This window comes from Pseudarthrobacter cellobiosi, assembly GCF_023913815.1.
GTDB classification, from domain to species: domain Bacteria; phylum Actinomycetota; class Actinomycetes; order Actinomycetales; family Micrococcaceae; genus Arthrobacter; species Arthrobacter cellobiosi.
Window position 1 is genome coordinate 89,907 of sequence record NZ_JAMXBK010000027.1, and the last position, 14,306, is coordinate 104,212.

General features: G+C 63.8%; 18 protein-coding genes. 11 read left to right on the plus strand and 7 right to left on the minus strand.

Annotated features, from left to right (window positions below):
* Window positions 1–4 precede the first annotated feature (4 nt).
* The 10 genes from NG701_RS15925 to NG701_RS15960 all read left to right on the plus strand — a co-directional run bounded on the left by NG701_RS15925 (window position 5) and on the right by NG701_RS15960 (window position 7,381).
* Complete coding sequence (locus tag NG701_RS15925; RefSeq protein WP_252569437.1) at window positions 5–1,162, plus strand: 8-amino-7-oxononanoate synthase; 1,158 nt, start codon at window positions 5–7, stop codon at window positions 1,160–1,162.
* Window positions 1,159–1,836 (plus strand): dethiobiotin synthase, encoded by a 678-nt coding sequence (gene bioD, locus NG701_RS15930; protein WP_252568769.1) that lies wholly within the window; start codon window positions 1,159–1,161, stop codon window positions 1,834–1,836. Before NG701_RS15925 ends, bioD begins: the two co-directional genes overlap by 4 nt.
* Window positions 1,833–3,062, plus strand: coding sequence for a cytochrome P450 family protein (locus NG701_RS15935; protein WP_308292609.1), 1,230 nt, complete (start codon window positions 1,833–1,835; stop codon window positions 3,060–3,062). The genes bioD and NG701_RS15935 overlap by 4 nt, the downstream gene beginning before the upstream one ends.
* 302 nt (window positions 3,063–3,364) lie before the next feature.
* Window positions 3,365–3,721, plus strand: coding sequence for a hypothetical protein (locus tag NG701_RS15940; RefSeq protein ID WP_252568770.1), 357 nt, complete (start codon window positions 3,365–3,367; stop codon window positions 3,719–3,721).
* A gap of 191 nt (window positions 3,722–3,912) precedes the next feature.
* Window positions 3,913–4,140, plus strand: coding sequence for a hypothetical protein (locus tag NG701_RS15945; protein ID WP_252568771.1), 228 nt, complete (start codon window positions 3,913–3,915; stop codon window positions 4,138–4,140).
* A gap of 183 nt (window positions 4,141–4,323) precedes the next feature.
* The gene (locus NG701_RS15950) at window positions 4,324–4,755 is read left to right on the plus strand and encodes a DUF309 domain-containing protein (RefSeq protein ID WP_252569443.1); all 432 of its coding nucleotides are present in this window, start codon (window positions 4,324–4,326) and stop codon (window positions 4,753–4,755) included.
* A gap of 224 nt (window positions 4,756–4,979) precedes the next feature.
* Window positions 4,980–5,222 (plus strand): DUF1206 domain-containing protein, encoded by a 243-nt coding sequence (locus NG701_RS21185; protein WP_308292610.1) that lies wholly within the window; start codon window positions 4,980–4,982, stop codon window positions 5,220–5,222.
* On the plus strand, window positions 5,186–5,635 hold the full coding sequence (locus NG701_RS21190) for a DUF1206 domain-containing protein (protein ID WP_445260474.1): 450 nt from the start codon (window positions 5,186–5,188) through the stop codon (window positions 5,633–5,635). The genes NG701_RS21185 and NG701_RS21190 overlap by 37 nt, the downstream gene beginning before the upstream one ends.
* Window positions 5,620–5,745, plus strand: coding sequence for a DUF1206 domain-containing protein (locus tag NG701_RS21195; RefSeq protein ID WP_308292612.1), 126 nt, complete (start codon window positions 5,620–5,622; stop codon window positions 5,743–5,745). Before NG701_RS21190 ends, NG701_RS21195 begins: the two co-directional genes overlap by 16 nt.
* Before the next feature lie 397 nt (window positions 5,746–6,142).
* Complete coding sequence (locus tag NG701_RS15960) at window positions 6,143–7,381, plus strand: IS110 family RNA-guided transposase (protein WP_252568772.1); 1,239 nt, start codon at window positions 6,143–6,145, stop codon at window positions 7,379–7,381.
* Between the two features lie 103 nt (window positions 7,382–7,484).
* On the opposite strand, the gene NG701_RS15965 is transcribed toward NG701_RS15960, so the two are convergent.
* The 4 genes from NG701_RS15965 to NG701_RS15980 form a co-directional block, all read right to left on the minus strand.
* Window positions 7,485–7,853 (minus strand): type II toxin-antitoxin system death-on-curing family toxin, encoded by a 369-nt coding sequence (locus NG701_RS15965; RefSeq protein WP_252568773.1) that lies wholly within the window; start codon window positions 7,851–7,853, stop codon window positions 7,485–7,487.
* On the minus strand, window positions 7,850–8,056 hold the full coding sequence (locus tag NG701_RS15970; protein ID WP_252568774.1) for a ribbon-helix-helix protein, CopG family: 207 nt from the start codon (window positions 8,054–8,056) through the stop codon (window positions 7,850–7,852). The genes NG701_RS15965 and NG701_RS15970 overlap by 4 nt, the downstream gene beginning before the upstream one ends.
* A gap of 671 nt (window positions 8,057–8,727) precedes the next feature.
* The gene (locus tag NG701_RS15975; RefSeq protein WP_252568775.1) at window positions 8,728–9,915 is read right to left on the minus strand and encodes a 4-hydroxybenzoate 3-monooxygenase; all 1,188 of its coding nucleotides are present in this window, start codon (window positions 9,913–9,915) and stop codon (window positions 8,728–8,730) included.
* A 114-nt stretch (window positions 9,916–10,029) separates the two neighbouring features.
* Window positions 10,030–10,770 carry an IclR family transcriptional regulator gene (locus NG701_RS15980; protein WP_252568776.1) on the minus strand — a complete coding sequence of 247 codons (741 nt, stop codon included), beginning with the start codon at window positions 10,768–10,770 and terminating at the stop codon, window positions 10,030–10,032.
* Window positions 10,771–11,305: 535 nt separating this feature from the next.
* Here NG701_RS15980 and NG701_RS15985 point away from each other — a divergent pair.
* Complete coding sequence (locus tag NG701_RS15985; RefSeq protein WP_252568777.1) at window positions 11,306–11,596, plus strand: S24/S26 family peptidase; 291 nt, start codon at window positions 11,306–11,308, stop codon at window positions 11,594–11,596.
* 28 nt (window positions 11,597–11,624) lie between these two features.
* On the opposite strand, the gene NG701_RS15990 is transcribed toward NG701_RS15985, so the two are convergent.
* The 3 genes from NG701_RS15990 to NG701_RS16000 all read right to left on the minus strand — a co-directional run bounded on the left by NG701_RS15990 (window position 11,625) and on the right by NG701_RS16000 (window position 14,227).
* The gene (locus NG701_RS15990; protein WP_252568778.1) at window positions 11,625–12,503 is read right to left on the minus strand and encodes an amidohydrolase family protein; all 879 of its coding nucleotides are present in this window, start codon (window positions 12,501–12,503) and stop codon (window positions 11,625–11,627) included.
* 121 nt (window positions 12,504–12,624) lie between these two features.
* Window positions 12,625–13,434: an IclR family transcriptional regulator gene (locus NG701_RS15995; protein WP_252568779.1), complete on the minus strand. Its 810-nt coding sequence runs from the start codon at window positions 13,432–13,434 to the stop codon at window positions 12,625–12,627.
* The gene (locus NG701_RS16000) at window positions 13,427–14,227 is read right to left on the minus strand and encodes an IclR family transcriptional regulator (RefSeq protein WP_252568780.1); all 801 of its coding nucleotides are present in this window, start codon (window positions 14,225–14,227) and stop codon (window positions 13,427–13,429) included. The genes NG701_RS15995 and NG701_RS16000 overlap by 8 nt, the downstream gene beginning before the upstream one ends.
* Window positions 14,228–14,306 lie beyond the last annotated feature (79 nt).

Genomic DNA, 14,306 nt, shown 5'->3' on the forward strand with positions numbered 1-14,306 from the left:
CTCGATGACCCAGTGGCTCGAGCGGCAGGCCGCAGTCCGGGACCGCAGGGGCCTGGTCCGCCGCCCGCTCCCCCGCGACGCGGACGAACAGTTCATCGACCTGGCCAGCAACGACTACCTGGGCCTGTCGGCCGATCCGCGGCTTACCGAGGCCGCTGCGGCGGCCGCATCGCTGTGGGGCGCGGGCGCCACGTCCTCGCGCCTGGTGGCCGGAACCACCCGGCTGCACCTGGACCTCGAGCAGGAACTGGCCACGCTGGCCGGGATGGAAACGGCGCTGGTGTTCTCCTCCGGATACCTGGCAAACATCGGTGTGATCACGGTGCTCGGCGGCCCCGGGACGCTGATCGTCACGGACGAACACTGCCACGCCTCGATGATCGACGGTTTCCGGCTCAGCCGCTCCCGCACGGAACCGTTCACCCACAACAGCGTGGAGGACGCCGGCCGGCTGCTTGCCGACCGGCCGGAGCCGCGGGCACTGATCGCCGTCGAATCCCTCTACAGCGTCCTGGGCGATGAAGCCCCGCTCGCTGGCCTGCTGGCCTTGGCCGAGGAACATGATGCCGTGCTGCTCATCGATGAGGCCCACAGCCTCGGGGTCACCGGCACCGGCAACTTTCAGGGCCGCGGCTCGGTGGCCGGGACCTCCCTTGCCGGGCATCCGAGTGTGATCGTGACCGCGACGCTGTCCAAGGCCCTGGGCAGCCAGGGCGGAGCAGTCCTGGGATCCGCCCTGCTGCGGGAACACCTCGTCAACCGGGCCCGGAGCTTCATCTTCGACACCGGCCTGGCGCCCGCCTCCGCCGCCGCAGCCCTCGCCGGGGTGCGGATCATCCGGGATGAGCCTTGGCGGGCCAGATCCGTCCGAAGCAACGCTACTGCGCTGGCCGGCGAGCTCGCCCCGGCCCTTTCAGCCCGCGGCGCCGCCGTCGAGCAGACAGCAGGGGCCGTCCAGTCCATCGCCATGCCCTCCGCCGAATCAGCCCTGGCAGCTGCCCAGGCCGCGCGCACGGCCGGAGTCCGGATCGGCTGCTTCCGCCCGCCGTCCGTTCCGGACGGAATTTCACGGCTGCGGCTCACCGCCCGCGCCACCCTTAGCCCTGCGGAAATCGAAGACAGCTGCGCAGTGCTGCGCGGCATTTTGGAGGAACTTCCATGAACCTGCCCGGCATCATCCTGATCACCGGAACAGACACCGGCGTCGGAAAAACCATCACGACGGCGGCCCTCGCCGCCGTCCTCCACGGAACGGGACGCAGCGTCGCGGTCTACAAACCGTGCCAGTCAGGCGCCGCGGCCGGCGATTCCGACGCCGCCGAAATTGTCCGGCTCGCCGGCGCCGTGACGGCAGCAACCGGAGTCGTCCTGCAGGAGCCACTGGCGCCCGTCGCCGCTGCCGCCGTCGACGGAACGCCGCTGCCCAGTGTGGCTGCCCACGCCGAGAAAATCGGCGAGCTCGCCGCGTCCCACGACCACATCCTGGTGGAGGGTGCAGGCGGCCTCCTGGTGGAGCTGGCTTCCGACGGCGGCACTCTAGCGGACCTCGGATCACTCCTGGCAGCGGCTTTCGTGCTCGTCGCCAAGCCTGCACTCGGGACCCTGAACCACACCGCCCTGACCCTCGAAGCGCTGGCTGCGCGGGAACTTCATGTCCTCGGGGTGGTGCTCGGAAGCTGGCCTCGCAACCCTGATTTCTTACACGACAGCAACCGCCAGGTGCTCGCGTCGCTCCGAGTACCGTTCCTCGGTGCCCTCCCCGAGCAAGCCTCAGAACTATCCCCGGCGGATTTCCGTGCCGGCGCAGCTGCCTGGCTGAACGGTCTGCCCGCGTGAACCCGGCTTTGACGGCCACCGGACCCGCGGAGCGGTTTGTGCCGGGAGAACCGGGACAGACCGAGGCCACCGGACAGGCTGCCGGCGCCAGCCAGGCGCGTTGCCCGTATCTCGTGGTGCGGGACCCGGACGCCGTCCGAGACGTCCTGCACCGGCCTGCCGACTTCAGCCCCGCGAACGCCCTCGTCGCCGTGACGCCCCTGGAAGGTCCCGCCCTGCGCGTGCTGCAGCGCGTCCACTTTGCGTTGCCACCCGTGCTGGCCAGCAACGACACGGACACACACGCCGGGATCCGCAAGGTCGTGGCGGGCTTCTTCACACCCGCCACTGTCGCCGCCATGGAGCCGCGGATCCGCGAACTGGCCCGGGAAGCGGCCTGGAACGCCGCGAACCAGCTCGACGCTACCGGCCAGGCAGACCTGGTGCGGACGGTCGCGGCGTTTCCCCCGGCAGTCGTCATGCTCGAACTCCTCGGGCTGCCCGTTCGGGATCTTACGGACCTCAAGCGTTGGGGCCTTGACTCCATGGAGCTGTTCTGGGGCTGGCCCGACGAGGACCGGCAACTTGAACTGGCCCACAGCGCCGCCGATTCCTACGTCTGGCTGCGCAAGCTCGTGGCGGAATCCAAAAAGGCCCCAGGACGCAACCTGTTCAAATCCCTGGCCGAGCACGGCCTGTCCACGCCTGAAATCTGCTCGCTCGGCTACTTCCTGCTGATCGCCGGACAGGAAACAACCACCCAGCTGATCAGCACCACCCTGTTCCGCCTCCTGGAGGGGTCCGCGCCCGTGGGCTGGAACGACGCGGCGTCTGAAGCAGGTTCCAGGACCATGGTCCGGCACGTGCTTGCCACCGAATCATCCGTCCCCACCTGGCGCCGCGTGGCAGCCCACGACACGAGCATCGACGGCGGCCTGATCCCTGCCGGCACCGAAATTCTCCTCGAGCTGAGCGGCAACCACATCACGTCACCGGCCGCACTCGTGAGCCAGTCCATGCCTTCGGAGGCGGTCCGGCGCGGTCAATCCACCGGCTATGGCCTTGTTTTTGGCTCCGGCATCCACCGCTGCCTCGGCGCCAAGCTCGCCGAACTGGAGGCCGCCATAGTTGTCGAGGAGACCGCCACTGCCCTGCCGGAAGTACATCTGCAGGAGTACCAGCCCGACTGGATCAGACTCCTGTCTTTCCAAGCACCCCGGACTGTCACCGTGGCGAACAGTCCATAGACGAAGCCGAGAAGAAGTCAGCCGCCATCTGCGAGTACTGCGGCAGGTGACTGTGCACATCATTCGTAAATGGATGCGACTCTTCAAGGTGGCTCTCTGACAATCCCTCGGAGTTCACCGTGCGCATTGAACGGAGCCCGCTTGGCAGGGGGTACGGCGGCGAGAGTTGGCTATAAGTGAACGATCCGGCCCAAGCCCTCGTCGTTATGGCTGGAGCCGGTCGTTGGCGCCAGGTGCGAGTCCGACGCCGAAGAAGTCTGTCCCTGCCGCATCGGAAAACCATCCAGTGGAGATCGAGGTGTTTGCCCTGGAAGGGCGATAACGCCGGGATCGCTGGTGCTGGCTGGTTCGTCGATCTGAGGGTGCGGTACGACGGCGGCCTGGCTGCAGCAGGCTTCACCGGTCTGCAGCTCACCGGGCCCGCCACGCATACGAACATGGCGCCCTTTCCCGGGTCGTTCTCCACCGGTCAGGATGATCGCCTGCCCGGCCTCGTTGTCCTCGCCTCCACTACCACCAGCACCATCAAGGGCTTCTCCGGGCGCGGCACGAATCTGGCCAACCTGTTCAACCTCACTGGAGTAACCGACCGCTCGAAAAGGGGCGCTGAAATTTGGGATTCCTGGCGCGGGTCGTCAAACACCCGGCAGACTGCCTGACTCACTCGGCAGGGCCACCGCCTTCGCTCACTCTGAGGTGTACTACTGACCCCAAATGCGCAAACCGGGAATATGGGTCCGTCGGACGCATTTGGAGCCACACTCCTCAGGCAGCGGCCTCAACCGTAGCGTAGCTGCGTACGTCCTGTCGTCGCGCGGCTTGATTCTTGTTGGGTTCAAACGATTAGGGCATGCAGATCGACGGCGAAGAACGCGACGAGCGGCCAGAGAAGTATGGCAGCCAGACCTTCCAAAATATTGCCCGGGATGTTCCAGGCCACGAGGTAGCCGTGAGTTCCAGCAACAAGCAGTCCGATGACCAGATAGATCACCCCGACAAGACCTATTCCGCGTCCGCCCAATCTGCGTCTGCCAAATCCGCGCATCATCGCTTCTCTCCCAATGTGGGGTTGAGCTAAAGTATATTCCGCGCAGTCGGCTTTGTGTATGGACCGTGGCGACACCACGCGTCGGGTGCATGAACCCTCCGACGAGCCCCCGCAGAGGACCTTAGTGCGGTGACGGATGTTCGAACGGCCGGGTCTTAGCATTGGACGTATGAAGCTTGATAAGGTCCAGGGACGCCCATGGCGGAAACTGCAATGAGTGGTGACAGGGATCGGGACGCTTCAAGGCGCCCGCGACAGGCCCGGCCACGTGACGCTCTTGGGCGGCCGCTGCCGTACGGAAGCGCTGGCGTCGAACCGGTCTCGGAGGAGCCGCTGCCGCCGGCGCAGACTTTGGTATCGGCCCGGAGTCTGGTGGAAGCTGGCCGGCCCTTCGCCGCCCATGAGGTACTCGAGGCCCGATGGAAAGCTGGGCCCGCCGAAGAACGCAACCTTTGGCAAGGACTCGCCCAAATCTGCGTCGGGCTCACCCACGCCGCCCGGGGTAACAGCGTTGGCGCGCTCCGGCTTTTAGAGCGCGGCGCGGCCCGACTCGCGGAGTACGGTTCCGGCGAGGGGCCGACCTACGGGCTCGATTTGTCCGCCGTTGTGAATTGCGCACGCGATCGCATACGCACCGGCCCCTGACCCGGCCGCGGGCCAGTTCGTGTTCGCCGGCTCAGACCGGGCCTGTTTGAGCGTGGGCTCCCGTGAGAAAATAGCGTGTTGCACACCAACGTATTTGCGCGCGCTGGCACTGAGGATCGGAAAATGAAGAAAGAGCTGAAGGACGCCGCGGACGCGGTCGAGGAAGCATCGAACTCCAGGGTTCTCGTGATCGCCGCCAGGGCAGGTTTTGCCGTCAGCGGCGGTTGGACGTTCTGACCGGGTCCGTCGCTATCCAGCTGGCCTCCGGCAAGGCCGGACAAGCAGACCAAGGCGGGGCCGTCGCCCAGCTCGCCGGCCAGCCCGCGGGGCTGCTGCTGCTGTGGACCGGATTCGCTGCCTGTGTGGCGCTGGCGCTCTGGCAAACCGTAACGCCGTGTTCGCCTACGGTCAGCTGGAAGCCAAGAAGAAGGTGGGGAAGAAACTTTCCGCCTCAGGCAAGGCGGTAGTCTACGCCGTCATCGCGCTGACGTTCGCTGCCTCGGCAAGCGGATACAGCAAGAACAGCGGACAATCCACCAGCGATTTCACGGTCTCAATCATGAAAGCACCCGGGGGTGCATTCCTGCTGATCGCCATCGGGGCCGCCGTCGCCGTCATCGGCATTGTCTTTGTGGTCCTCGGATGCAAAGCATCGTTCAGGAAGGATCTGCGGCTGCCGTCCTCGGGCACCGGCCGGTCCGTTGTGACGGGGCTGGGCGTGGTCGGCTACGTAGCAGAGGGCATCGCACTGTTTCTGGTGGGATTGCTGGTCATCATTGCCACAGTTAGCGCCCACCCTCAGGAGTCCACCGNCTGCTGGTCATCATTGCCACAGTTAACGCCCACCCTCAGGAGTCCACCGGCTTGGACGGCGGATTGAAGGCCCTGCGCGAGCAGCCCTACGGAGTTTATATGCTGACCGCCGTCGGCGCCGGTCTGATCTGCTATGGCCTCTACCTGATGGTGAAGGCCAAAGTCGCGCGGATGTAAGCCGCCCGCCGACGCGGCCGGCTCCTGCTCCTGCTCCACTGACCTGGGGGAACGGCCGGCCCGCCCAGGAGCCGCCAGGAGCGCGTCAGTCATCTCATGACCTGACCGGTACAGAATCACATGACGGCTCAGGAACCACGCAACCGGCATGCCCACGAAACCGTCGACTAGCCTGTATGTCCTTGCCGGACGCCCGTTCCGGGCTGAAAATGGTGCCGTGGCCGCCTGCCGACGCCGTACTTCTATGGTTCTTTGAGGCCGTCGACTAGCCGGGCGTTGGGGGTCACGCTGTGGGCCCTTCATTGTTTCTTTGCCGAGAACGCGGATTAGATTCCGATTTTTCCGGTGATCCCCACAGGTGGCCGCGTCGATCATCGACAGGTTCGCACGTGAGGAGATGAACAGGATCATGTTGGCCGAGTCCCAGGATGAGGAACAGATCATCGCCAGGGTCGCCGCGATCGACATTGGCAAGGCTGAACTCGTCTGTTGTGTCCGGGTCCCCGCGGAAGGGAACTCGAAGAAACGGTTGCAGGAGGTGTCCACGCATTCGACGATGAGCCGGTCGCTGGCGGAGCTAGCCAACCATCTGGTGGACCTGCGGATCGAGCGGGTGGTGATGGAGGCGACCTCCGATTACTGGAAACCCGTGTTCTACCTTCTCGAGGCGCACGGGCTCGAACCGTGGCTGGTCAACGCCCGGGACGTGAAGCACCTGCCGGGGCGGCCCAAGACCGACGTTCTCGACTCCGTGTGGCTGTGCAAAGTCGCCGAACGCCAGATGCTCCGGCCCAGTTTCGTCCCACCCGCCCCGATCCGCCGGCTCCGGGACCTGACCCGCTACCGGATTGATCTGGTCGGGACCCGGACGGCGGAGAAGAACCGGGTCGAGAAACTCCTCGAGGACGCGTGCATCAAGCTCTCCGTTGTCGCCTCAGACATGTTCGGGGTGTCCGGCCGGCAGATGATGGCCGCGCTCATCGCCGGCGAACGCAACCCGAAAGTCCTCGCGCAGCTGGCACGGTCAAGCATGCGCAGAAAGATCCGCGAACTCGAAGAGGCGTTCAATGGCCTCTTCGATGACCACCACGCCTTCCTGCTGGCCCGGATGCTGGCCAGGATCGAGGCGCAACTTGCCCCTTTCGCCGCGGCGGCGGAACGCCTGGATGAGATCCCGGGCATCGGCCCCGTCGCCGCCGCGATCATCCTGGCCGAAATCGGGGTCGACATGTCCCGGTTCCCGACCGCGGGACACCTATGTTCCTGGGCGAAATTCTCCCCGGGCATCAACTCCTCCGCCGGGAAGACCAAGGGAAACGGCTCGACCGGGCACGGCAACCGCTATCTCGCCCGGATCCTAGGCGAAGCCGCCGTCGGTGCCGGCAGAACGGATACCTTCCTCGGCGAACGCCACCGGCGCCTGGCCAAACGGCGGGGCAAGAAACGCGCCATCGTCGCCATCGGACGCTCCATCCTGGTCATCATCTGGCACCTCCTGCAGGACCCGGAAGCGCGGTTCCATGACCTTGGCGCCGACCACTTCAGCAGCCGCACCAACCCGGACGCCAGGAAGCACAACCACGTCCGCCAACTCGAAGCCCTCGGCTACACCGTCACCCTCACACCAGCAGCCTGACGCCCCACCTTCATACCCACAACCAACCCGTCAGACCACGACGGGCCCACCAGTGCGAGCCCGCCGCCACCAGGGTCACCTCATTTTCGGATTAGACTACATATCAGCGCCTGACGAGATGCGTGGCAATCAGCCCGGCGCTGACTTCAAGTGAGACATCGCCGGCGGCCACACCCAGCACGAGATCAAATGCCGCATCAGTGGCGAAGTCGTGCCGGTAGCCGTTGATCCAGAGCATCAGCACCATCAGCGTCCATGCCGTGCGTTTGTTGCCGTCGATTAGAGGATGGAACCGGGCCACCGAATCCAGGAGGGCAGCTGCCTTCATGGGCAACTGCGGATAGGCCTCCGCCCCCAAGACAGTTGTTGCCGGCCGGGCTAAAGCCGAGGCAAGTAGCCCAATGTCGCGGATATGGAACCCGTACCGGTCAACGACCTGCAGTGCATCCTCAATCTCGAGGTACGCGGTCACGCATCCTCAAGGCGGGTCAGGAGCTCCGCGTCATGGCTCATGACGAAATCCAGCCCCTCGCCGATGTCCCGACGGCGCCGGTGGCGCTGCAGCACAAGCTCGGCACCCTGAAGCAGCAACGCAGACTTGGAGGTATGTTCCTCGGCAGCCAGTAGGTCCAATCGCCGGTCCAGCTCTTCGGGAACACGCAGATTCATAGCCATACATTTATGGTACCAAACCAGTACCGACGCCTCAGGGTATCCAACTAGTGGGAGAACACCTCTGCTGCGTACCGGCAGGTGACGAAGGGTCCATTATCGGCGTTCAAAGTACGGGAGTAGCAGTGGATGCGAGAACTCCCGTTTCGCGAAGAACCTGACGTTTCCGCAGGTCAGAAGCGCTAACTAAATTATTTGCGATTTCGGCGCGTCACGTGGATCTGGCCCGCAGCGACTGAAATTAGAGCCTTCCTACATTACTGCATGTTTCCACGCATTGGGGGTTGCATGAATGGTGGTGTTCCGGGATTCCTTCCACGATGCTCAGGGATCCGGGCGTCGGCCTGTTCTGGGCCGTCGAACGGACGTTCGCGGCCATCTGGATGGCTGGCGCGTGCAAATGCTTGCCCCGCCGGACTCACACTGCGGCGAGAGCGGCGTGTAGCCGCGGTTTGCTCTTGCGGGATTTATCTTGCGGCCATGGGCTCGGCCGATAAACACGCAGATTTTCAATGGCCTCTGTGATGCGTCGGGCCCGCGAGCTCGCCGAGCTCGCGGGCGTCACCTTCCCCTATGGCTTACCCAGCCGGATCCTCACCTGAGGACATCCAAGCCCATCTTGAAAGCACGCTCGGGAGTCATCGCTCTCCTGTTCCTCCACATCAGGCGCACGTCTATCCGACTGCAGGCCAGCCTGTGTATGACTCCGCCAGGTAGGCCTTGCCGTGCCGTGAGGAGACCACGGAGTGCAGCTCGCCGAGTTGGCGGGCGCGATCGAAGTCGTCGGCGCCGGGGACGGTGTGCAGCATGGACGTCATCCAGTAGGAAAAGTGCTGGGCCTTCCATACCCGGTCCAGAGCGCGGTCGCTGTAGGAGTCGAGCAGCGCGGTGGAACCGTTGGAGTAGAAGGAGTCGAGGCCTTCGAAGAGAATCTTGACGTCGTGAATGGCGAGGTTGAGGCCCTTGGCGCCGGTGGGCGGGACGGTGTGGGCGGCGTCGCCGGCCAGGAAGAGGTTGCCGTGGCGCATGGGCGTGTGGACGAAGCTGCGGAAGGGCAGGACCATCTTTTCCAGGACCGGGCCTTCCTTGAGCTCGAAGCCGTTGCCGTTGACGCGCTTGCGGAATTCGGACCAGATCCGCTCGTCATCCCAGTCAGCCACGTTTTCCTTGGGGTCGCACTGGAAGTACATCCGCTGGACGGTCTCGGTGCGCTGGCTGATCAGGGCGAAGCCGTGCTCGGAGTTGGCGTAAATCAACTCATCCGCGCTGCGCGGGGCCTCGGTGAGGATACCGAACCAGGCGAACGGGTACTCGTGGAAATACTGGGTCCGCGCGGCCTCCGGCACCTGGCGGCGGCAGTGGCTGCGGGAACCGTCGGCGCCCACGAGGAAGTCGGCCTGGATCTCGAACTCCATGCCGTCAGCGTCGGTGAACCAGACCTTCGGCTTGCCTTCGAGGTCGTGAACGGTGGTGTCCGTGACGCTGTAGCGGACGTCGCCACCGTCGGCCTCCCGCCGTGCGGCGAGGTCTGCGAACACGTCGGTCTGGGGGTAGAGCCAGACGGACTCGCCCACGAGGTCCTTGAAGTCGATGCGGTGGCTTTCGCCGTTGAAACGCAGCTCGATGCCGTCGTGGCGGTCGCCTTCGCGCAGCACACGGTCCGAAACGCCGGAGTCCACCAGCATGTTCACGGTCCCGTGCTCCAGGATGCCTGCCCGGACGGTTTCCTGGATTTCCTTGCGGGTGCGGATTTCCACCACGACCGATTCGATGCCCTGCTTGGCCAGCAGGTGGGAGAGCATGAGGCCGGCAGGGCCTGCGCCCATGATGGCCACCTGGGTGGTGATGGTTGTGCGTGCCATGGTATTCCTCGCTTCGTTACGGATCCCGGCGTTTCGGACCGGGATGAGTCTGGAATCAGTGTGGCGTGCGCTGCGTGATTGGCGTTACCTATCTTCTGTTGAACGGAAGTAAGATTAATCGCCGAGTTGGCGGCCTATCCCCCGCGCCGCTGTCTGCAGCGCCGGAACCAGGGCCTGGAAACGCATTTCCGCCAGCGGAACTACGACGCCGAGCGCCGCCACCGTCCGCCGCTTGCCGTCCAAGACCGGAACGGCAATGCCCCAGGTATCCGGGTCGACGACGCCAGCGAGCTGCGCGTAGCCCTGCTGGGCGGCTTCGGCCAGCAAATGGCGGACGCCGTCGGTAGTCAACCTACCGGCCGGGTCCGCGAATTGCTCGAGGTACTCCGCCTGCACCTCACGGCTCTGGTGCGACATTAACGCCAGTCCGGCAGAGGAAATATGTACGGGCATTCGCCCTGCAATCCGTGCCCGGTTAGCGACGGATCCACGCCGCGAAAGCCGCTCCACAAAGAGCGCTTCCCAGCCATCCAGCACGGCCAGATTCACGTTCTGATTCAGGACCTGCTGGATATCCTCCATGAAGGGCATCGCCGCCTGGCGCAGTGCCAACGTGGGCGAATTCCTGTTGACAAGTTCCCATAGCCGCAGCCCGAGCCGCACATTCCCACCGACGCCAAGTTCCAACAGGCCGTGCTCGGAAAGTTGCCGGACCAGCCGGTGGGCCGAAGACAACGGAAGGCCTGACCTTGCAGCGAGGTCGGACAACGGTAGCGACGTCACGCCCTCAGGAAAGGCCGCAATCACCCGAACCACGCGGTCCACCACGGAATCACCTGATGCAGAATTTGCCACGGCTGAATCCTTCGCGTCGTCGGTTGAAGTTCCATTCAATGGTACGGCTTTGGATGGACCCGTGGCGCCGCTAAGGCGGCTACGCCGACCTGGAATTGACCCCGGAGGACACAACGCGGGTGACGGCGCCGCTGCGACGCCCACGGCGGCACCCATCACTGATTGCACGATTCTGGACCCCCGCGGATATGGAGGCACTTGGGACCCGGGAATCTGACTGATCCTGACGGCCTATCGGTGGCTCTAAGGCTTTTCCGAAGGTCTGACTCCTTTTCACGAGGCTTACTCCCGCCTCATGAATACCCGCCCCTGCCAGTTCAAAAACCCGGGAAACGCGGGAACGAAGCGCCTATGGGTTTATTGCGTCAAGCTGGCGAGGGCTCGTGCGCTGCGTAACCTCTTACCTTGCACCTTCGAGCGACTGGGCGCTTACTTGTGGGAGAGGCCATGCCACTGGACCTCCCGGGGACCAGCCAGCGCGGGCCCCTTTCGCAGGGTAGTGGCAAGAAGGGCTCTCTCACGCCACTATCGGAGGATGATTATGTTTGCTCGAGTCAGCACCTACCGGCCCGGTCCGGGCAGCTCCGGCGCACCTTCAGACGAGACGGTTAAGCGGGTGCTTGGACTTCCGGGATGCTTGGGAATCTATTACTTGCTTGGAAAGGACAACAAGTCACTTTCGATCACTCTGTGGGGTGATGAAGAAGCCCTGGCGGGGAGTAAGCAGCAGGCGGACAAAATCCGTGCGGAGACGAGCGCCGAGCAACATATGCAGATCCTTGGTGTGGAGGAATTCGAAGTGCTCACACAACAACTCGCTGATTAGGCTGGGTTGGGCCGATAGTCTTTTTTGGCTAGAGTCCGAGCAGGCGAACTGCGTTGGCTTTGAGTATTTTGTGCCTGACTTCGTCGTGCAGATCGAGCAGCGCAAAGTCTTTCATCCACCGGTCTGGTGTGATCAGAGGAAAATCTGAGCCGAACAGCACCTTGTCCTGCAGGAGTGAATTTGCCTGCCGTACCAGACTTGCCGGAAAGTACTTCGGCGACCAGCCCGAGAGATCTATCCAAACATTCTGTTTGTGAGTCGCTACAGCCAGAGCTTCTTCCTGCCAGGGGACGGAGGGGTGGGCCATGATGATTTGGAGGTCGGGGAAGTCGGCGGCCACGGAATCGAGCAGGATGGGGTTTGATAGCCCTAGTTTGATGCCGAACCCACCGGGGAGTCCGGATCCGATGCCTGTTTGGCCTGTGTGAAAAATGACCGGCAATTTGAGCGTTTGAAGGGCTTCGTATAGGGGGTAGAACTCGGTATTGCTAGGGTCAAAGTTCTGGACGCTTGGGTGGAACTTGAATCCACGCACGCCGTAGTCCTCCGCTAGCCGGACGGCGCGGTTGATGGCCTCGGGTCCGTGGTTCGGATCCACGGACCCGAATGGGATCAGGACGTCATTGTTTTCGGCTGCGCCGCGGGCTATTTCCTCGCTGCTGTTTGGTGGATGGCCGAGATGACTGGAAGCATCCACGGTGAAGACGACGGCCGCCATTTTGCGTTCCCGGTACATGTCGGCAATTTCGTTCAGAGCGGGCCGGGGACCACTGGTCTTGAAGTATTTGCTGGCTGCTTTCACCAGTGTTGACGGCAGTGCGTTATGGCCGTGGTCATCCACTTCGATGTGGACGTGCATGTCGATGGCCACGAGCGATTCGACGTCGAGCCGGTATTCATAAGGCATGGGTTTTCCTCCTTCAGTGCGGGGCAGTGACAGAGCGCCTGCTGCAGCTCTGTCCGGGAGCGGTTCGGAACGGTCAGGGGCTGTTCTTGCGCGTTCACAGGCCGGCGTCGGGCCGGTGCCGTCAGCGCTGCCCTCCCGGGACCGGGGCGCTTATGCTCGGATACGCGGTTCCGGCTGCGTCTTCAAGGCGTCGGGCCAATCCGTCCGCGGCGCGAAGCAGGGACGGTGCGTACTGGTCCAAGTCCGTCCTGAGGCCGTAGCTGACAATGCCGATGGCCGCTTGGACGGCGCCATCCACCATGACGGGGGCGGCAATGGAAGTGGATCCGAGCAGATATTCCTGGTGGCTCTGGGCATAGCCGCTCTGTCGGATTTGCGCCAGCTGTCGCGACAGAGACCTTCGGTCGGTGATGGTTTCCGGGGTGTACTGGGTTAAGGGCATGGCGAGGATTACGTCGGCGAAGGCCTCCGGGCTGAAGGCGAGCAAGACTTTGCCGACGCCTGTGGCGTGGAGCGGTATGCGGGCACCGATGCGGCTCTGAAGGGGAACGGATACCTCGGAGGTGAGTTTTTCGATGTAGATGGCATTCGTTCCGTCGCATACGGCCAGCTGCACGGTTTCGCGGCAGTCGTATTGGAGGTTGAGGAGGAAGGGCATGGCTGTCTCACGCAGCCGTCCGTGGATGGGTGTCAGCAGGCCCATCTCCCACAGCCGCACCCCGAGGCCGTAGCGGCCCGCATTGTCCCGGTCGAGGAAACGTCCGTCTTCGAGTTCGCCGGCAAGTCGGTACACGGTTGCCACAGGAAGCCCGGCTCTACGGGCGAGCTGGCTGAGCGTAAGCAGTGGATTTTCGACGTCGAAAGCGGCAAGTACGGCCAGCGCCCTCGCGGTGACGGACTTCGCCGAGCTTTTGTATGGCTCATTACTCATCGCCACTCTCCCTTCTGGTGGCTGCTAAAGGGTCCGCGTCAGTCCGATGCGCGGGTGCGAGGATGGCAGCAAGGCTGCGGGCGGCTCCCCTCATCTCGGGGATCATCGTCTCGATGGAAACCCCTGGCCGCCCAGCGACTGAGGCCGTCGGCGGTGTACTCAGGGACAAAGCCATAGGCGGCCGGCCTTCAGCCCAGATCGGGACGGCATATTCGACGTGCCCTGCGGCGTCAGATCGTCGCGCCCAACCACGTTCTGTGGCAGCGGTGATGCTCTCCTCCAACCGGGCGAACGTGGCGCGAGTCAGCGGCAAGGCGCTGCTGGCTGCGGGGGTCATCCCTCCCATGAGGACATATCCGGCGGCCGAGTCGACGAGTGGCAGGGTCATTCCAGGCCCGCTGCCCGGCGCGCTGGCACCATTGGCCAAAACCTCTTCCACGCAGAGCGCCTGCTCTCCGTTGCAAACGAACACGCGGACCATCATCCCCGATTTTGTCGCAAGACGAAGCAAAAGAGGGCGGGTTCCCATTCCGATGACGTCGTGTGTGGGTGCGAGGATTCCTAGTTCCCAGATTTTGGGGCCGATGGCGTAGCGCCCTGCAGGATCCCGTTGGACTGCCGCGATGGCTTCGAGATGATTAAGGAGCCGGAAGGTCGTTGCCACCGGCAGCCCGCTCCGTCGGGAAATCTGCGACAGGGTCATCTGACGATGCGCCATATCGAAGGACATGAGTACCGCGAAAGCCCGTTCCGTGACTGATTTTCCAGGCGAAGCGGCATCAGTACCTGCCATGGTCCTCCTCCATCCCTGTCGTTCGGCTATAGATCAAACTCTAACCCCTGTTTCATTTGGTGAAAAGCAAAGGTTGAAT